The sequence below is a fragment of the Oceanobacillus kapialis genome (assembly GCF_044790185.1).
In the GTDB taxonomy this organism is placed as follows: domain Bacteria; phylum Bacillota; class Bacilli; order Bacillales; family Amphibacillaceae; genus Oceanobacillus_B; species Oceanobacillus_B kapialis.
On record NZ_CP085256.1, the window covers coordinates 1,048,264 to 1,066,530 of the forward strand.

Below are 18,267 nucleotides of genomic sequence, written 5' to 3' on the forward strand. Positions count from 1 at the left end.
AAAATGCTTGGAGTCGCTCTCCAAGCATTTTTATTTTGCATCAACTAGTTCAAAGCGTTCGCAAACTAACAGCATATCTTCTTTAAATGCTAGTCCAACTTTTTGTAATTGTTCTGTGAAAAATTTTTTATGGGCAGTTTTCCAGTAATGATATGTGCCATCTCCTTCTCCCTCGGCGATAGCAAACTCTTCAGGCACCTCATTCATTGGCATAATATCAACCTTAACCGTTTTAATAATAGCAACGGGTTCGTTTTTGCCATTTAAAATAATGCCGTAATCGTTAACTGCTGGCAAAGATTCGTTTTCCATTTCATAAAAAACATAACCTGAGCAGGTTGCTGCCTTCTTACCATCGATTACGAGTTGAGCTAAATAATCCGGTTCAGCTCCAAATTGCCATGCTTCCACATTTGTGGGCTTCTCTACACGTCGCTTTTCCCAAAACTTATCCCAATAGGTTTGTGCGGCTATGTTCATTTCTATCTCTCCTTAAAAGTAATGCTTCTATAAGAATACAATACTGAGATATTTAAAAAAAGGAAATTGTAGGTAGGGAAGCGAATAATATTATAAGTGGTTTATTTCACTTTAACTGGCAATAAGATCCCAATTTCAAGAATATGGAAGCAATCAAGCATTGTAAGTGGTGGGATCAACTGCCTGTAAAGATCCGATTCGTTCAACTAACATTTGGTAGGAGACAGAGGGAAACCTCCACCAAATAAAGCTTCACTTTATTGGGGGGAAAACAAATGAAGCTCTACGGTGAATTTACAAAAGAAGACTGGATGGAAGCTTTACATATTAAAGAAGAGCAAATCCCTACATCTTTTATCTTACATGGGGAATGGGAGCATGCATGGAATTTAGAAAGTTGGGGCGCGCTATTAGAGCAAGATCAATGGATACCATCATGGAATGCGGTAACAGGCCAGTACAATAACACTCGAATCGGGTTTGCAAATGTGTTTGGCGGGCCTCAAGCTGCCATTCTTGCACATCGTTTTGCCATCCTTGGTACAGAATTAATGATTCAAACAGGATACTTTGGAGGGCTTTCCAAGCAAGCATCCTACGGAGATATTTTTATCGCCACCGGAGCTTACATGGAAGACGGGGTATCTAGGTGGTATTTACCTGAACAGAACATGGTTTATGCAGAGCAAGAGCTTGTAAAAGAAGCAATAGCCTATTGTGAGAAAAAAGGTTATAGCTATGTGACTGGTAATATCTATAGTACGAGTGCCATGTTAACCGAAACCACAGAGATGATAAAGAATTGGTCCAACCAGGGATTTATCGGTGTGGACATGGAGACAGCAACTACTTTTGCGATTGCTGAAAAATATAATCGCCGTGCTGTTGGTTTGCTTAATCTTTCTGATCATCTTATTCAAGGAGACACTTTTTATCAAAGACCTGAAGAATATGAGCAAATAGAAGAACGAACAGATGAGAGAATAAGAGAATTAGCATTATATCTCAGCAGTTTAGGAAAGTAGGGCGAAGATTGAATCGGCAAAAAATAATGTTGCTTATTTTGTTAAGTTTACTTGGGCTCATCACTGCTTGTACAACTGAGGCGAAAGGTCAGGATGCATCAATCAAGGAAGGAGAACTTACCGATTACGAACGAAGTTTAACTGATATGGTCAGTGAAAACTTCTTTGTTTATGATGTAGAATTTCTCAATGATAATGCTACTACCATTAATTTAAAAGTGGACTACTATCAAGAGGGTGAGCATATCGACACTATTATAGACCTTGCTTCTTCGTTAGAGGATATAGAAAAAAATTCTGAGGTTAGATTATTGTTTATGAGTACACCCTTTCAAGATCAAGAAAAGTGGGATGCAGCGATTATAACAGAGAATGGAATGGCGAGCACGACTGTCGACGAAGGTTTACCAAAAATAGAAGAAGAAGGGGGTATCTCAGGCTATACAGGTCAAACAGAACTGAAAATAGGGGAAGAGACCATCATAGGTTCTGTTGTTAAAAGCGACCGTGATACGATCACCTCTCCCGTTAACATGGACACAGAAGAAGGTTTAAAAAAAGCAACATCCTATGAACATGTGTTTATCCTATCGGCAACATTAAAGGATTGTCCTATTGGCGATGCCGGATGTGCAGAATAAGGAGTGATCTAGGTTGAGTGTCATCTTGGAACTAATACGGATTTTACTTATTTTTCTTTTGCTTGGTGGGTTATTAGGAGCGGTATTAAATCAGATCTATCGTATTAACGGAGAAATTCAAAGCTATCAATGGATTGGTAACATTGGGATACTGCTGGCGCTCTTTGTGCTGTATCGTAATAAGTTTCAGTTTTCGGGCTGGTATCAAGGAAAAGGACGCCACAAGTTACCGAGAAAAGTGACATTTGTTCTGTTAAGTGCCTCTCTATTATGTATATTCCTGCCGTTTGCATTAGGAATAGTAATCAGATAAAAATACCCCTGCTGTCATGAAAACACAGCAGGGGTATTATATTAAGATTCAGTCGCAATAACAGGTTGATCAATCATATCGTCTTTTTCTTTTTCCGGCTCTTTTGTTTCAGGCTTTGTCGTCGGAGTGTGAACTCGCTTGATGAAAAATGCCAGAACAAATGCAAGTAGTGCAATGAATGTGGAAACCAAAAAGCTAAAGTTAATTCCATTTAACATGGATTGATTTAAAATATCTGCTTGAACCTCAGCAGCTGCCTGTTGAGAGGCAACGGTACTTGGATCAACCGCAGCACTTAATTCCGTTGCTCTTGTTTCTGTCCGGTTGTTCATTACAGTGATTAGCAAGGCTGACCCTATTGCACCAGAAACCTGCTGTAAGGTATTGTTCATCGCGGTTCCGTGCGGGTTATCCTTCATCGGTAATTGGTTCAAGCCATTTGTCATAATTGGCATCATCACCATCGACATACCAAACATACGAATTGTATATATTAACATGATCGTTCCATAAGCAGTATCCATACTAAGCTTACTAAAGGAAAATGTAGTTGCAATGGTGATCGTTAACCCAATAAGCGCAAGAGTCCGTGCACCATATTTATCAAATAGTCTACCAGTGATCGGTGACATAATTCCCATTAAAATAGCACCTGGAAGCATCAGCAAACCAGAATCCATCGGTGAAATGCCTCTGATTGTCTGAATATAGATTGGCATTAAAATCATACCAGAAAACATGGCGATTGCTAGAACAATCGAAATAGCAGATGATAATGCAAACATCGGATATTTAAAAATCCTGAATTCAAGCATCGGATCATCCATGTTTAATTGACTGATAATCAATCCGACTACAGAAATAACTCCAACGGCAATGGTGCCGTAAACCCACGGATCGTTCCATCCACTTTCTCCGGCAGTACTGAAGCCGTATAGTAATCCACCAAAACCTAAGCTCGATAGAATAATAGATAGAATATCTAGCTTGATAGCCCGTTGTGGTGTAATGTTTTTTAGCTTGAAAATACTGTATAAAAGCGTAAGGATAGCAAATGGTAATACAATATTAAAGAGCATTCTCCAGTCGTAATGTTCAATGATCCACCCAGAAAGCGTTGGACCAGTTGCAGGTGCTACAATCATAACTAGACCAAATGTCCCCATCGCTGCTCCCCGTTTTTCAACTGGAAAGGCAGTAAGCATTACATTCATTAACAATGGCATCATAACGGCAGAACCGGAAGCTTGTATCATCCGAGCTGTAAGTAATACACCGAATGATGGCGCTAGGCTGGCTGTCAATGTTCCCACTGTAAATAGTGCCATCGCAGTTATAAATAAACTTTTATTCGTAAATCGCTGAATAAAAAAGGCACTTGCTGGAATTAGTATTCCATTTATTAGCATGTAACCAGTTGATAACCACTGAACCGCAGTCGCCTTCACTTCAAACTCTTCCATAATAGAAGGCAGCGCGACATTCAGCAATGTCTCATTAAGTATCGATACAAACGCACCAATGAATAATATAGCAATCATTCCATAAGGCGGTTTTTCATGGAGTTTGTTTATTTCCAATCATAATTCCTTCTTTCTTCTTTAGATAATATTTATACATTTTATACCCATAGTACAAATAAATCAATAAGAAAAAATTAACTTTACAAAAATACTATATCAAAGGGTTTTAATGAAGGTTGTTAGAGTTGTACTCTTGTTATAAAAATTACTTAACATAAAGGTTTGAGACCCAGTGCGTGTGATAAAAAAATAATCTGGTTTAATTTTCACTGAGAAAAGGAAATATACAAGTAGTAAATTATTTAACCCGCCTTAACTGGCAGTAAGACCTTGCATCAAGCATGCGGGAAACAATCCAGCATTCTAAGTGGGGGATCAACTGCCAGTAAAGGTCCGATTCGTTCAACTAACATTTGTTGGGGGAGGAAGGCCCCCAACAAATGAAGTTTCACTTTTTTGGAGGTCATTTATGAAAGGTTTAATTCGAAAACTCGTTAAGTATGGACCGATTATTTACCCGATGGTACGAAAATATATGAACAAACGAAAAGGTAAGTCATACAAGAGATACTAAACTGGAAGGGGGTGGGATATAACGTCTCGCCCCTTTTTAGAAATGCGTATTTAAGGAGTATTTTTCTCCGCTAGAGTGTAAGCTAAATACTAAAAATTTTCCGGATGTGTCCGAACTATTACTAGTATAGTTCCCTGACCATCCGATTTTTTGTCTTTTAATAATTTTTTGTCCGATTCTCTTCTTTATTAAAGGGGATTTGGAGTGAAAAATAGAAGAAATAAAGGGGGAAAGTAAAAGGAGTCTGAAAAAATGGAAAAACTATTGAGTCAACTACACATTGGAAATGTCTTCTCTTATGAGAGGATAACCGGTGGCAGAGATAGCATTGTATTAAAGGTAAATAGTGAGGATGGATCGGCATTTGCAGTTCGCATACTTCCTCGTGACAGAATAGGACAATTTAGACAGGAAAGGCACTTGATGAAGAGCGCACAAAGTAGTGGAATTCCTGTACCAGCTGTTCATGAAGTTAGGGAAGTAGACGATCATGCTGTCATGGTTATGGATTGGGGGAAGGGGAGAACGGTATTAGAAGAACTTTTGGGGTCCCCAAATATTTCCCATGAGCTTGGCTGGAACTTCGGGAAAATGCAAAGACGGTTACACGACGTTATGCCATTTCATCCTCTCCGAGAACAGTGGTTAAGCGCACAAACGGAAGAAGAGTCAAAACTTTATGAAATAGCATTTGCAACTAATGAACCAAAGATTAGCTTTTTGCATATGGATTTTCACCCTCTCAATGTTCTTACAGAAGGTTACAATATAACAGCAGTGCTGGATTGGATAAATGCCTCAACTGGGGATTATCGCTACGATTTAGCAAGAACTTATTCTATTCTAAGTGCTGAAGAAGCAAGGGAATATATGGGTGTGGATCACAGGATAATAACTAACTTTAGAGAAGCTTGGTTGGATGGCTATTACAGCAATGAGCATATAAGAGAGGATCTAAGTTTATATGTAAAGTGGGCTAACAAAAGGCTTTTAAGAGAAATGGCAACTAAATAGTGTTGCACATAAGTGGGGGGTTATTATGAAACTAGGAAACATAAATCATTTGCTTTTTTCTGTTTCAAACTTAGAAAGATCCATTGCCTTTTACGAGCAGGTTTTTGAGGCTGAATTGCTGGTGAAGGGAAAAACGACAGCTTATTTTGATTTGGGAGGTTTATGGCTAGCACTAAACCTAGAACAAGATATTCCTAGAGATGAGATTCACTACTCCTATACACACATTGCATTTACCATTAAGGAAGAGGAGTATGAGATGTGGTATCAACGCCTTGAAGAGTTGGGCGTTACTATCCTTTCGGGAAGGCCAAGGGAGGAACGTGATAAGAAGTCCATCTATTTTGCGGATCCAGATGGTCATAAATTTGAATTTCATACAGGCACATTAGAGGATCGCTTAGATTATTATAAAAAGAAGAAGCCCCATATGAAATTTTACTAAAAAGGATAGAAAGTGCGGGACTTTAACCAGAGATAATGCTCTGAAGTCTCGCGCTTTTTTAATTCTATTCTTTGTTACTAAATACGTAATCCATGATTGCTTCAAAGGCTGGAACATTGTCTGTAATTAAAAATACAGGCAGAAGCATCATCGCGAATGCAACAGTCAGGTTTGCTACAAAAAACTTGGTAATACCCCTTGTTATTTTTCGCATTTTACTTATCTCCCCTCTAACGATGATTCATTATACTCCCATAAAATGAGAAAAACAATAAGCAAAACTCACTGTATTCAAGAAATCTACCCCGTTATAGTTGTCTTAAACTTCTGACCCTGACGTTTATACATAAAAAACCGCTTCGTTTCATACGAAGCGGTAGATAATTAGAATCCTAAATTTTCTATCTGATTCATTAAACTCGTTATATTCTCGATTGTCTGGTAGATTTGGGAATTTTCGAGCTGATCGATTGCGACCTCACCATTTTCTATTATACCATTTGTAGCATCGAGTAATGCTTCACTTTTTGTCTCTAACTCTTGGTGAATATCTTCCGCAAAACCAGGGGCTTCTAAGTTAATAAAATCTTGTACATTGTCTTGTAGAGTTAGCACTCGCTCTTCAAGCGCCTCTCCCTCCAAATTGGCTGATTCTTCCACAAAATTGCTTAAACCATTTATATAGTCAGTGGCTTCCGATACATAATTCACGGAGTCATTGGTCTCTTCTAAAAATGAACAGCCAGAAAGTATCAGAACACCCACACTAATCATCGACATAACTATTTTTTTCATGATTTCCTCCTTAATTAAGCGCCAATAAAGGCAAAATTTGCAGTATGCTGAATTACTAGCAATTTATCATGCCTTAACTAGCAGTAAGACTCCTGTTTCAAGAATGCGGGAAACAATCAAGCATTCTAGGGATCGACTGCCCATTAAGGTTCGATTCGTTCAACGAACATTTAATGGGGGAGAGAGGGAAACACCACCAAATGAAGTTTCACATTATAATTACGATTAATAAATAGAAAACGTTTCAAAAATTAAAATCTTACCCGAATATTCATTAAGATTTTTTTAACATTAACTAAAACCTAAATGTATTCATTATTTTATTTTGGCTGGGAACACTACCAATGAATAGAAATTCAAATTCAAGGTAGGGGTGGTAAAAATGAAGAAAAACGTATATGCAATACTTGTCACAATTTTTACGTTGGTGCTAACGGGTATTACTTCACCAGTTTCTGCAGCGTATCATGACAACGCTACATGGAGTATCGAAGTAAATAAAGACCATCACAATAAAGAGAGTCTTGAGAAATACAAGCCTCTTGTGTTGCTTGAAGCAAAAGAATTAGGGATAGAAACAGAAGGAAAAGAGATTGATACAATAGCGAAAGAAGTTTTCCAAGCAAAAATTATGAACATGGCTGAGGAGATGGGGATTTCTTCAGATGGAAAGGACATAGAAGCACTTAAAAAGGAAATACATCATCAAAAGGTATTAGAAAAAGCAAAAGAGCTGAATATAAAAACGGATGGAAAAGAAACGAAAGAGCTGGCTAAAGAAGTATATAAAGAAATGCTCTTACGAAAAGCAGATAAGCTTGGGATTGAAACAAAAGGCAAGGAAATAAAGGAACTAAGAGAAGCGGTTTTCTCGCAAGTCATTTTAAATGAAGCGACTGAGTTAGGAATTGAAACAGAAGGCAAGGATACACATGAATTAAAAGGAGAGATAAGGAATCAACAGATCCATGATACAGCAAAGGAACTTGGTTTAGATGTAAACGATAAAGATGCTGAGCAGCTTTTACAAGAGATTATTACGGATCATGCTGCAGAAGCTAAGGAACGAAAGCTATTCCCATTCAGAGAAAAGACAGGGATGTATCATCATTAAATAGCAAAGCTCCTTGTTTGAAGCAAGGAGCTTTGCTATTTATATCTATACTTAAATTGTGTTGGTAACGATAATGGAGACTAATACAAAAAAAGCTCCAATTCGTGCAAATGTTAATCGTTTATTCATGGTTTTATGCTCCAATCTTTAGATAGTTTATAAAATAAGTCGCTTTTCTGAAAGCTGACTTTACGATTGATGTGTATATAAAAGGTATATAACCTAATTTTATCTATTATAAACATAATGTTTTTCCAACTCAGGAGGGTGTGTTACCATGTTTCATGTTACTTTTTGCAAATTCGGTGAAGACTAGAATGATGTTTATTGGGATAGGAAAGAGGATAGAAACCTCTTAGGATATTAATTTGAGAAAGAAGGAATAGCAAATGGTAAATGACCAACAAACGAATCAGGCTGGGGGATCATTTAATAAGGTGCCATTGCTAATTGTACTAATATCTGGAGCTTTCGTAGCTATTTTGAATCAAACGTTACTTGCAACAGCTCTGCCGCATATTATGGCTGACTTACAATTAGATGCGAATGTTGCCCAATGGTTACAATCCATTTTTATGCTGGTAAATGGTATTATGATTCCAATTACTGCATTTTTAATTGGACGTTTTACAACAAGAGGTTTGTTTTTGACGGCAATGGGAGTATTTGCATTAGGGACTGTTATTTGTGCCATCGCCCCCAATTTTGGGTTCTTGATGGTGGGAAGAATCGCACAAGCTGCAGGAGCTGGGATTATCATGCCGCTAATGCAGACCATCTTGTTCTTAATCTTTCCAATAGAAAAAAGGGGGTCTGCCATGGGGATGTTCGGGCTAATTATTGCCTTTGCTCCTGCAATCGGACCAACGTTATCTGGCTGGCTAGTTGAGCAGTTTCCTTGGAGAAGTCTCTTTTATGTTATTTTGCCAATCGTGATTCTTGATATTATTGTGGCATACTTTATTTTGAAAAATATTACAAAACGAACTTTCCCTAAATTAGATATTTTATCTATTATCCTTTCTACACTTGGTTTTGGTGGACTACTATATGGATTTAGTACTGCAGGAAATAGTGGCTGGGCAAGTATTCAAGTAGTGGCTTCCATGGTCGTTGGGGCAATTGCTTTAACTTGGTTTATTATAAGGCAGTTAAAACTTGAACAACCAATATTAGAATTCCGTATTTTCAAGTATAAAGTATTCACTCTAACAACAGCTTTGGGGATGGTTGTCTTTGTAGCAATGATTGGTGGAGCGGTTATTTTACCGTTACTAATGCAAAATATGCTTGGTTTCACAGCATTTGAATCTGGTCTTATGCTATTGCCAGGTGCTTTGCTAATGGGGATAATGAACCCGATTACCGGAAAGCTTTTTGATAAATTTGGTGCGAGATGGCTGGCAATTATCGGCTTATCTATGGTTGTCATCACCACCTTTATGTTTACCAACCTGGATGCACAGACGACCTTTTGGTATCTAGCCATTGTGAATGTGTTCAGAATGGCAGGAGTTGCGATGGTGATGATGCCAGTGACAACTGCTGGACTTAACCAACTACCATCTGATCTTATTCCTCATGGTACTGCAATGAATAATACGATGAGACAGGTAGCCGGCGCCGTTGGTACAGCATTACTTGTTACGGTTATGACTACATCCGCAATTCCGGATCAAGGAATAAACGGGATGATTCACGGAGTTAACGTTTCCTTTATCGTGGCGGGAATAACTGCCATAATCGGGCTCGTTTTAGCTTTCTTCATTAAAAACTCCCGCCCTGAAGGAGAAGGAAAGAAGATTAAAATAGGAAGATAGGATTTCTTAGAACGTCCTGTAATAGGCCTCCATAGAACTACCACATTAAAAGGATTTGCGTGATATGCTATTTTTGGCGGTTGAAGTGTGCATTTAGTTGACCGCGAAGCATTTTCTCACGTAAATCTTTTTTATTTCTCTCCCGCATCATATCCTTTTTTATCTCACTTGTTTGAACACCCTCTTCCCGTTTGTCGGCGATTTTCATGAGTAGTTCTACGTCTGAAAAGGAGTATTTTCTTGTCCCCTTTTTGGTTCTGTCTGGGAAAATGAGCCCCCGCTCCTCATAATAGCGTATTTTGCGCTCTGATAAACCTGTTAGTTCATTCACAATCCCAATGGTGATAACCTTCTTGTCTTTATAAGAAGTCAAAGGTATCATCCCCCCCTTTTTCTTATTATACATGGGAAAATGGTTTCTCGTATTGTTAATCCACTAGTTATGTTAGAAAATCTAACATTAACGAATAACATACGAGAAACCACCTCTTAAGGCAGTAACTCGTATGTTTAGCGCTGGTAATACTTATACATTTTTTCTAGCTCGCTTAGCGTATGTGCTGAGGGGGCTTTTTTCTTGTTTTTAAAGGCATCAATTTCTTCTAGCTTTTGGATGTAGTATTGCTTCATTTCTTCTACAGCCTCACGAAGCTGGTTTTTCATGAGCATATTAGCACCTCCATGTCTAGAATAGTCAGTTTGTTCTTGAGTATGGAAAGAGGGAAAACGTACGATGTTTATAAACCTAAATTACAATAAGCTTAGATCAGAATATTTGCAATGTCATCAGATCTGTAAGAATATCTGACAAAGAATTCAAAAAACAGGAAATTTGATGTTAGGTTTTTATCTCGATAGGTATATAGGCTTAGCAATTATTCTGGTTACTCTGTCACTGTATGTTATGGAACGGAAAGTTGTATGTGCGAACAGGTAGGAATTTATATAAGATTTATAGAAGTAAACAAGATAAAGCATAATTAGGAGGAATGATTGGAATGGCAACTATTGATGATTTTATGAAATTGGATATAAGGGTGGGGACTGTTATACATGCTACAGATTTTACAGAAGCTCGAAAGCCTGCAATCAAACTGGAGGTCGATTTTGGAGAGCTAGGTGTAAAACAATCCTCTGCACAAATAACCAAGCGTTACGATCCTGAGCAATTGATCGGGCGCCAGGTTACTGCGGTTGTTAATTTCCCGCCAATGAAAATTGCAGGTTATACGTCAGAAGTATTGGTGCTGGGTGGCGTTCCAGAGGAAGGGGATGTCATTCTTTTACGACCTGATGAGAAAGTGCCCAATGGTACAAAGGTTTCTTGAAACAAGTGTAAAGGGGAGGGTTTTTTGCAGGATATTATCGTCTCATGGAGCGGGGGAAAAGACAGTGCATTTGCTCTTCATACATTACTCCAATCAAAGGACTTCCGGGTCATTGGTTTACTTTCTACCATTTCTGAATCTACTGAGCGGCTGCCAGTACACGAAGTATCCAGGGAACTTCTTCATGCCCAGGCTTCTTCATTGAAGCTTCCGTTATATGAAGTGAGCATGCCAAATAATGCATCAAATTTGCAATATGAAACTATCTTGGGAACACAATTTAAGAAATTGAGTCAAGAAGGGGTAAATTCAATTGCCTATGCCGATATCTATTTGGAAGATATCAGGACTTATCGAGAACAACTGCTTCAGAAATATAAGATGACGGGAGTGTATCCGCTTTGGGGGAAAGGAACTAGTAAGATAGCGAAGCAATTTATTCAAGAAGGTTATAAGGCTGTAGTGACCACAGTTGATAGAGATGTGTTGCCCCAGTCATTAGTGGGAGCGATGTTTAATGATTCATTTCTTCATGACTTACCTGTCGAAGTAGATCCTTGTGGAGAGAGAGGAGAATTTCATACTTTTGTTTATGATGGGCCAATTTTTGAAACCCCGATTAGCATAAGAAAAGGGAGAGTTTTTTCTTCACATACAAAAAGGTTTGCACACGTAGATTTAGTTCTTGGATAGACACTCGACTTTGATGTTTTTTTTCTTAAGTAGGCTGTAGTTTAGTTTCATCTTTTTGTAACCTAATTGTAACCTTTTGCCCACCATCTCGACTAAGTAAGAAAGCGCACTTATAGAGGTGGGGGATAACAAATGAAGAAAAATATTTGGGTATTGTTAGGGATGCTATTAATTTTCACAGCTTGTAGTAATGAACAGGAAAACATTGCGGAATATGATTCTGCAGCGGTGGATTCAACTGAAGAATCAGTTGGGCAATCGGAAGCAGAAATGAACAATGCGGAGTCATCAGATAGTGGAGGACGCGAGACAGCTGAGAGCGGGAGTTCAGAGCGCTCCGAAGAAGCAGCAAATGAGGAAGAAGACATAGAATCGGAAAACCGAAAAATTATCTATACTGCTAATTTACAAGTAGAAGTGAAAGACTACGAGCAGTCAGTCGATGATATTGAATCATATGTTGCTGATTTTAACGGATATATTATTGAGGCTTCGACATATGGTTCTTCTGAAGATAGCACAACAAATGGACATCTAACTGCACGCATTCCACAGGAACGTTTTCAAGCTTTTATTCAGCAAGTAGAGGAAGGTACTGGAAAGCTTCTGGAAAGCAATGTATCCGGACAAGACGTAACAGAGGAATATGTGGATTTAGAATCAAGGTTAAAATCAAAACGTGTTGTCGAAGAGCGTCTTTTATCGTTTATGGAGCAAGCAGAAAAAACAGAGGATTTATTAACCATCTCAGATGACCTGGCTACAGTGCAAGGAGAGATTGATCAGATTACGGGAAGAATGAAGTACTTACAAAACAAATCCGATTTAGCTACAGTATCAATTGATATAAGGGAAAACAATGTAGCGTTGACAGGAATGAACGGGGATGAGCTTAATACGTGGGAAAAGACGAAGCAACAATTTTTAAAAAGCATCAATTTAATTATCTCGGTACTCTCTGGATTGTTTGTATTTGTTGCAGGTAACCTGCCGATTTTAATTTTATTGGGAGTTATAGGAATAATTGCTTGGTGGGTTGTGCGAAAGAAAAGGAAATCTTTGAAGCAAGAAAGTTAAATAGTGCTTAATAAAAAATGCCGAACGACTTGTTTCACTACGTTCGGCATTATTTGTTGCTTCACACTACTAGTATAATAGGAATTCTAGAACCATCTGCTTAGATCAGGATATCCACTAACTGCCCACGCTCCATCAACGAGTAAACTTGCACCATTAATATAGCTAGCTCCTTCACTTACGAGAAAAATAGCCGGGTTTGCTACTTCCTCCGGTTCAGCAGGACGCTTCATAGGAATTCTTTCCATGAACGCTTCATGAATTTCTCCGCTTTTGAAATCGTCCACTAATGGCGTGTTTACTAAACCAGGTAAGATAGCATTGACATTAATATTATGGCGAGCTAATTCAAGAGCACCATTTTTAGTAAGCATCTCTACTCCGGCTTTTGCTGAGGCATAAGCTGAACCAGTGTACATTGGAACATGAGCATTTAGTGAAGAAATATTTACAATAGATCCCCCATGCTCCTGCTGCTTCATTTGCTTTGCTTGATGTTTCATGCCAAGAAACACCCCGTTCAGTACTAAATCTACGGTGAAGTTCCAATCATCTAAAGAAAGATCTGTGATGGTTCCTGCTTTTTGTGCCCCAGCCACGTTAAATGCAAAATCAATTTTTCCATGTTCGTTAACAATATTCGAGATAACTTTTTCGTGTTCAGATTCTTTGGTCACATCTAGTTTTTCTGCTGTAAAAGAAGAGCCAAGTTCTTTGTCTAATTCTTTCAATCTGTCTTCATTAACATCAGCTCCAATGACTACTGCTCCATTATCAAGCAATTGTTTTGTGATTGCCAGGCCAATTCCTGAAGCTGCTCCTGTTACAAATGCTACTTTATTTTGAAACTGTTCCGTATTTTGTGTCATAATTTCCTCCTTATATGCTTTGTGGTACGATTGTACTAGTGCATATTAAGGCTCTTCCCCTAAATAATTCTAAGGAAACCTGTTGATTGATTAGCGCTATGTGAGAAGATAAAAGGACTGCCATCCATTATATGAAAGATAATGAAAATGGTAAAAATCTGTAAATATACATAGAAGGAGTGGTAAAATGGCTGAGCTAAAATATGAAATAGTGAAGACGGTTGCTGTATTATCTGAATCTTCGAAGGGCTGGACAAAGGAGTTAAACCTAATTAGTTGGAATGGACGCGAACCAAAATATGATATTAGAGATTGGGCTCCAGATAAATCTAAGATGGGGAAAGGTGTTACGTTAACAGAAGAAGAGCTTGCTTCTCTAAAAGAATCATTGATGAGTAAAATGTAAAATCAAAGGGAAAGGGTTCGTAAGAGGAGTGGTTGAATGGACAACAAGCCAGCTGGTTTCTGGATTAGATTTCTTGCCAGTTTAATTGATGGGATTCTTATTCAAATGTTGGCAGCAGTCATTGCCCTTTTGATAGGTGATGAGTCGTTTTGGAATTATTGGACCAGTCGTATAGGAAGTAATACCTCCATATCTGTAGCTGATTATATGTATTCTATTGTTTTTATTATTTTCTTTACAGGAAGTCGATTTATGGGTTCGCCAGGAAAATTGGCTTGTAGAATTAAAGTGGTCAATTTAGATGGTAGCCAAGTAACGATACTGAAATCTATTGCAAGATTTTTTAGTTATATTATCTCAGCGGTACCTTTATTCGTAGGTTTTATGATGGCCGGGTGGAATGAAGAGAAAAAAGCATTGCACGATATGATTTGTCAGACACGTGTCGTTTATCGATATGAATAAGTCTCCTTTAAGGGGGGCTTTTTTTCTTTCCAAAGGGAATATGGTAAACTGTAAAATAGTAATAATAATGCGATTATTAAGTATTCGCTTATAGGAGTGATGAAAGTAATGAAAATTTTGGAAGCGCTTAAGGAAATACTTCCTGAAGAAAGAGTATCCACAAATCATACCGTTTTAGAGCAACATAGCTCTGATGAATCCTATCATACTCCACATTTGCCAGACGTTGTTCTCTTCCCGGAAAATGCTGAAGAAGTGAGCCGAATTGTAAAGGTTGCTGACAAATTGGAGGTTCCTGTTGTCTCTTATGGGCTTGGGACGAGTCTTGAAGGAAGTATGATTCCGCATAAAGGCGGGATCATGATTGACTTCACTTTAATGAATAAGATTGTCGAGGTGCGACCAGAGGATTTTCTAGTAAGGGTACAGCCTGGAGTAACAAGGGTGCAATTGGAAAAGGAATTACGGAAATATGGCTTATTTTTCCCTGTGGATCCTGGGGCAGATGCGACGCTTGGTGGGATGGCGGCCACGAATGCAAGTGGTACGACATCTGTGAAATACGGAATAATGCGAGATAATGTCCGAGATTTAGAGGTTGTGCTTCCGAATGGAACGATCATTCATACAGGAAATCTTGCTGCAAAGTCATCGTCTGGCTACCATCTAAATGGGTTATTTGTAGGGTCTGAAGGTACATTAGGGTGTTTTACAGAGCTGACATTAAAAGTGCATGGCATACCAGAATATAGCATGGCGGGGAGAGCCGCTTTTGATAGCATAGATAATGCCGTGGCAGCAGTAATTAGTGTTCTTCAGGCAGGTATTCCTGTAGCAAGAGTGGAGTTGGTTGATGAGCAATCAATCAGACAAATAAATGCGTTTAGTGAAACAGACTATAAAGAGGTACCTACCTTATTCTTTGAGTTTCATGGGAATGAAGCTGGATTAGAGCAGGATATCGCTTTTACAAAGGAAATTGTAAAGGACAGTGGCTGTAAGGAGTTTGTATTTGAATCTGACACAGCGGGAAAAAAACGCTTGTGGGAGGCAAGACATAATGCAGCCTATGCCTACCTTCACGGCAATCCTGGGAAGAAGCAGATGGTAACAGACGTTTGCTTACCTATTTCTGAATTGGCTGGTGCAATTAAGGATGCGAGAGAGGCCGTTGATTCATCAGGTCTTTTAGGAGGCATAGTCGGTCATGTTGGGGATGGAAACTATCACATTCTACTTATGGTAGATACAGAGAATCCGATGGAAATGGAAAAAGCCAGTGAGGTAAATGAACAGATTGTCCAATATGCACTTGCAAGAGGAGGAACGTGTACCGGGGAGCACGGGGTTGGTATTGGGAAGCAAAAATACCAGCGTAAAGAGCATGGAGAGGCGCTGGATGTCATGCAGGCCATTAAAGCAACAATCGATCCAAGAGGACTTTTTAATCCAGGAAAAGTAGTGGACATGAAATCGTAGAGTCACTCGTTTTGATAGATGTGAAAATGTGAATGGGATTTCAGCATATAAAATGGCCGGGAGATTAACCGACTAATGTGTAAATTTCGGTTAATCTCCCGGCCGCTATTGTACTATTTTACAGCGCTTTTTTCATTTACAATTTCAACCCAGTCGAATGGATCCTGCTCACGACCATATTGAATGCCTGTTAAAGTGTCATAAAGAGCTTTAGCAGTCTTACCTGTATTTCCTTCATTGATAAATAGATCATGTTCCTCCCAGCTTAACTGGCCAATAGGTGAGATTACTGCAGCTGTTCCAGTTCCGAAAGCTTCTTCCAGTGTCCCGCTCATGTAGGCTTCGTGCAACTCATCTAGGGACACTTTCTTTTCAATAACAGGAATATCCCAATGCTTTAAGAGTTGAATAACAGAATTTCGAGTAACACCTTCTAGTATACTACCGTTCAGTTCAGGGGTAATGACTTCTCCATTAATTTTGAAGAACACGTTCATGCTTCCGACTTCTTCGATATACTTTTTCTCCACACCATCGAGCCAAAGTACTTGCGTGAATCCTTTTTGTGCACAGAGTTCTTGTGCTTTCAGGCTTGCAGCATAGTTTCCACCCGTTTTCGCTTCGCCTGTGCCACCTTTAACAGCACGTACATACTGATTTTCCACAGCAATCTTCACAGGATTGATGCCTTCTTTATAATAGGCACCGACTGGTGAAAGAATCACAATAAGCTTGTATTGATGGGATGGTGCTACGCCGATAAAAGGTTCTGTTGAAATAATAAATGGGCGAATGTAAAGAGAAGTTCCTTCAGATGTTGGAATCCATTCCCTATCTAAGAATACAAGTTGTTTAATGGCTTCTAGTACGAAAGCTTCATCCACTGGTGGAATACAAAGACGGTCATTAGAACGATTTAGCCGTTGAAGATTCTTCTCAGGCCGAAAAAGCTGAATATCTCCATCGGGCGTGTGATAAGCTTTTAGACCTTCAAAAACAGACTGCCCGTAGTGAAAGGTCATTGCCGAGGGGTCAATTGTTAATGGCTGATACGGCACAATCCTTGGATCATGCCAACCGACTGGCTCTGAATAATCCATGATAAACATATGGTCCGTGAAAATCCTGCCAAACTCTAATTGATCTGTTTTCGGCTTATCTTTTTTAGTTTTGTTATGATGTACTTCGACTGTCCATTCTTCCATGTCACTATCCCCTTGTGGTGAAAATTTTAATAACAATGATAAGCTATATTAAATATAAACGCAACCCTTAATTTTCGGTTTTTTCTGGATTATTATAGTGTTGTATAATGTAGGTAATCATTATACAGAAAAAAAGGAGTGAGTTGGTGCTAAAAGCTATTATATTTGATCTGGATGACACATTGCTTTGGGATGAAAAAAGTGTAAAAGCGGCTTTTGAGACAACCTGTCAGTTGGTGGAGAGTATGTATGGCATTAGAGCAGAAGCGTTTGAAAGCAAAGTGAGGGACATAGCCAGAGCAAAATATGCATCCTATGGTACATATTCGTATACACAAATGATTGGCATTAATCCATTTGAAGGGTTATGGGCTCAATTTCGTGATGAAGGAGAAGAATTTGGGAAGCTAAGAGAACTTGCGCCGTCCTATCAACATGAGGTATGGACTGAAGCTTTGGCAGCGTATGGAATAGAGGATGGTTCGTTTGCTTTGAAACTAGCGAAGGCTTTTCCAGAGGCCCGTAAAGCAAATGCCTTTGTGTATGAAGAAACCTTTGAGGTGCTGGATAAGTTACATGCGCAGTATCCTTTGATGCTTTTAACAAATGGCTCACCTGATTTACAACAAACTAAACTTATGCTTACACCTGAATTAAAGAAGTATTTTGAACATATTCTGATCTCTGGTTCATTTGGTAGAGGAAAGCCTGATGTTACAATTTTTGAGCATGCACTAAATTTATTAGGGTTGAAGCGTGAAGAAGCAATTATGGTGGGAGACAATTTACATACGGATATTCTTGGTGCTAGTAGGGCGGGTATTCGATCCATTTGGGTTAACCATCATGGCAAAAAGCCAGACGAGGTCTTTCCAACGTTTGAGATAACCAGTTTAGGAGAGCTCGTTTCGTTAATAGAGGAAATTGGCTAGTTCCAGCCAATAAAAAATAGTGGGTGAAGTCATCTGTTGATGGCCTTTCCCACTATTTTTCGTAACAAT

The 18,267-nt window shown here is 38.8% G+C and carries 22 protein-coding genes; 14 read left to right on the forward strand and 8 right to left on the reverse strand.

Going from position 1 to position 18,267, the window contains the following annotated elements:
- Window positions 1–30: 30 nt before the first annotated feature.
- Window positions 31–480, reverse strand: coding sequence for an ASCH domain-containing protein (locus LG273_RS05580; RefSeq protein WP_404458529.1), 450 nt, complete (start codon window positions 478–480; stop codon window positions 31–33).
- Window positions 481–755: 275 nt separating this feature from the next.
- Here LG273_RS05580 and LG273_RS05585 point away from each other — a divergent pair, with 275 nt between their 5' ends.
- From LG273_RS05585 to LG273_RS05595, 3 genes are read left to right on the forward strand one after another with little or no spacing between them, the layout of a single operon-like run.
- On the forward strand, window positions 756–1,505 hold the full coding sequence (locus LG273_RS05585) for a nucleoside phosphorylase (RefSeq protein ID WP_404458531.1): 750 nt from the start codon (window positions 756–758) through the stop codon (window positions 1,503–1,505).
- 8 nt (window positions 1,506–1,513) lie between these two features.
- A complete protein-coding gene (locus LG273_RS05590) occupies window positions 1,514–2,146 on the forward strand; it encodes a hypothetical protein (protein WP_404458533.1) in 633 nt (210 codons plus the stop codon).
- 13 nt (window positions 2,147–2,159) lie between these two features.
- A complete protein-coding gene (locus LG273_RS05595; RefSeq protein ID WP_404458535.1) occupies window positions 2,160–2,459 on the forward strand; it encodes a hypothetical protein in 300 nt (99 codons plus the stop codon).
- Between the two features lie 41 nt (window positions 2,460–2,500).
- Here LG273_RS05595 and LG273_RS05600 read toward each other — a convergent pair whose 3' ends face one another.
- Complete coding sequence (locus tag LG273_RS05600; protein ID WP_404459484.1) at window positions 2,501–4,000, reverse strand: DHA2 family efflux MFS transporter permease subunit; 1,500 nt, start codon at window positions 3,998–4,000, stop codon at window positions 2,501–2,503.
- A gap of 808 nt (window positions 4,001–4,808) precedes the next feature.
- On the opposite strand from LG273_RS05600, the gene LG273_RS05605 reads away from it, so the two are divergent.
- Together LG273_RS05605 and fosB are read left to right on the forward strand one after the other, a co-directional pair.
- Window positions 4,809–5,570: a phosphotransferase family protein gene (locus tag LG273_RS05605; protein WP_404458537.1), complete on the forward strand. Its 762-nt coding sequence runs from the start codon at window positions 4,809–4,811 to the stop codon at window positions 5,568–5,570.
- A 25-nt stretch (window positions 5,571–5,595) separates the two neighbouring features.
- The gene (gene fosB, locus LG273_RS05610) at window positions 5,596–6,015 is read left to right on the forward strand and encodes a metallothiol transferase FosB (RefSeq protein ID WP_404458539.1); all 420 of its coding nucleotides are present in this window, start codon (window positions 5,596–5,598) and stop codon (window positions 6,013–6,015) included.
- Between the two features lie 64 nt (window positions 6,016–6,079).
- Here the strand turns inward: fosB and LG273_RS05615 are convergent, their stop codons facing one another.
- Window positions 6,080–6,229: a hypothetical protein gene (locus tag LG273_RS05615; RefSeq protein ID WP_379563128.1), complete on the reverse strand. Its 150-nt coding sequence runs from the start codon at window positions 6,227–6,229 to the stop codon at window positions 6,080–6,082.
- 170 nt (window positions 6,230–6,399) lie between these two features.
- Window positions 6,400–6,810 (reverse strand): DUF6376 family protein, encoded by a 411-nt coding sequence (locus LG273_RS05620; RefSeq protein ID WP_379563130.1) that lies wholly within the window; start codon window positions 6,808–6,810, stop codon window positions 6,400–6,402.
- 382 nt (window positions 6,811–7,192) lie between these two features.
- On the opposite strand from LG273_RS05620, the gene LG273_RS05625 reads away from it, so the two are divergent.
- Together LG273_RS05625 and LG273_RS05630 are read left to right on the forward strand one after the other, a co-directional pair.
- Window positions 7,193–7,924: a hypothetical protein gene (locus LG273_RS05625; protein WP_379563132.1), complete on the forward strand. Its 732-nt coding sequence runs from the start codon at window positions 7,193–7,195 to the stop codon at window positions 7,922–7,924.
- A gap of 389 nt (window positions 7,925–8,313) precedes the next feature.
- Window positions 8,314–9,744, forward strand: a complete 1,431-nt coding sequence (locus LG273_RS05630; protein ID WP_379563134.1) for a DHA2 family efflux MFS transporter permease subunit — start codon at window positions 8,314–8,316, stop codon at window positions 9,742–9,744.
- Between the two features lie 67 nt (window positions 9,745–9,811).
- Here LG273_RS05630 and LG273_RS05635 read toward each other — a convergent pair whose 3' ends face one another.
- Together LG273_RS05635 and fbpA are read right to left on the reverse strand one after the other, a co-directional pair.
- The gene (locus LG273_RS05635) at window positions 9,812–10,117 is read right to left on the reverse strand and encodes a MerR family transcriptional regulator (protein WP_379563136.1); all 306 of its coding nucleotides are present in this window, start codon (window positions 10,115–10,117) and stop codon (window positions 9,812–9,814) included.
- Between the two features lie 137 nt (window positions 10,118–10,254).
- A complete protein-coding gene (gene fbpA, locus LG273_RS05640; RefSeq protein ID WP_379563138.1) occupies window positions 10,255–10,413 on the reverse strand; it encodes a Fur-regulated basic protein FbpA in 159 nt (52 codons plus the stop codon).
- Window positions 10,414–10,742: 329 nt separating this feature from the next.
- Here fbpA and csaA point away from each other — a divergent pair, with 329 nt between their 5' ends.
- From csaA to LG273_RS05655, 3 genes are all read left to right on the forward strand, one after another.
- Window positions 10,743–11,072 carry a chaperone CsaA gene (csaA, locus tag LG273_RS05645; RefSeq protein ID WP_379563140.1) on the forward strand — a complete coding sequence of 110 codons (330 nt, stop codon included), beginning with the start codon at window positions 10,743–10,745 and terminating at the stop codon, window positions 11,070–11,072.
- Window positions 11,073–11,096: 24 nt separating this feature from the next.
- Window positions 11,097–11,765 carry an ATP-binding protein gene (locus LG273_RS05650; RefSeq protein ID WP_404458543.1) on the forward strand — a complete coding sequence of 223 codons (669 nt, stop codon included), beginning with the start codon at window positions 11,097–11,099 and terminating at the stop codon, window positions 11,763–11,765.
- A gap of 132 nt (window positions 11,766–11,897) precedes the next feature.
- The gene (locus tag LG273_RS05655) at window positions 11,898–12,842 is read left to right on the forward strand and encodes a DUF4349 domain-containing protein (RefSeq protein WP_379563144.1); all 945 of its coding nucleotides are present in this window, start codon (window positions 11,898–11,900) and stop codon (window positions 12,840–12,842) included.
- An 86-nt stretch (window positions 12,843–12,928) separates the two neighbouring features.
- On the opposite strand, the gene LG273_RS05660 is transcribed toward LG273_RS05655, so the two are convergent.
- Complete coding sequence (locus tag LG273_RS05660) at window positions 12,929–13,711, reverse strand: SDR family NAD(P)-dependent oxidoreductase (RefSeq protein WP_379563146.1); 783 nt, start codon at window positions 13,709–13,711, stop codon at window positions 12,929–12,931.
- A 187-nt stretch (window positions 13,712–13,898) separates the two neighbouring features.
- Here LG273_RS05660 and LG273_RS05665 point away from each other — a divergent pair, with 187 nt between their 5' ends.
- The 3 genes from LG273_RS05665 (at window position 13,899) to LG273_RS05675 (ending at window position 16,061) form a co-directional block, all read left to right on the forward strand.
- Window positions 13,899–14,117 carry a YdbC family protein gene (locus LG273_RS05665; protein WP_379563148.1) on the forward strand — a complete coding sequence of 73 codons (219 nt, stop codon included), beginning with the start codon at window positions 13,899–13,901 and terminating at the stop codon, window positions 14,115–14,117.
- A 36-nt stretch (window positions 14,118–14,153) separates the two neighbouring features.
- Window positions 14,154–14,582 (forward strand): RDD family protein, encoded by a 429-nt coding sequence (locus tag LG273_RS05670; RefSeq protein ID WP_404458546.1) that lies wholly within the window; start codon window positions 14,154–14,156, stop codon window positions 14,580–14,582.
- A gap of 108 nt (window positions 14,583–14,690) precedes the next feature.
- Window positions 14,691–16,061, forward strand: a complete 1,371-nt coding sequence (locus LG273_RS05675; RefSeq protein WP_379563152.1) for an FAD-binding oxidoreductase — start codon at window positions 14,691–14,693, stop codon at window positions 16,059–16,061.
- 113 nt (window positions 16,062–16,174) lie between these two features.
- Here LG273_RS05675 and LG273_RS05680 read toward each other — a convergent pair whose 3' ends face one another.
- Entirely contained in the window at window positions 16,175–17,266 is a 1,092-nt protein-coding gene (locus LG273_RS05680; protein ID WP_404458548.1) for a branched-chain amino acid aminotransferase, read from the reverse strand.
- 146 nt (window positions 17,267–17,412) lie between these two features.
- On the opposite strand from LG273_RS05680, the gene LG273_RS05685 reads away from it, so the two are divergent.
- Complete coding sequence (locus tag LG273_RS05685; RefSeq protein WP_379563156.1) at window positions 17,413–18,198, forward strand: HAD family hydrolase; 786 nt, start codon at window positions 17,413–17,415, stop codon at window positions 18,196–18,198.
- Window positions 18,199–18,267: the final 69 nt, after the last annotated feature.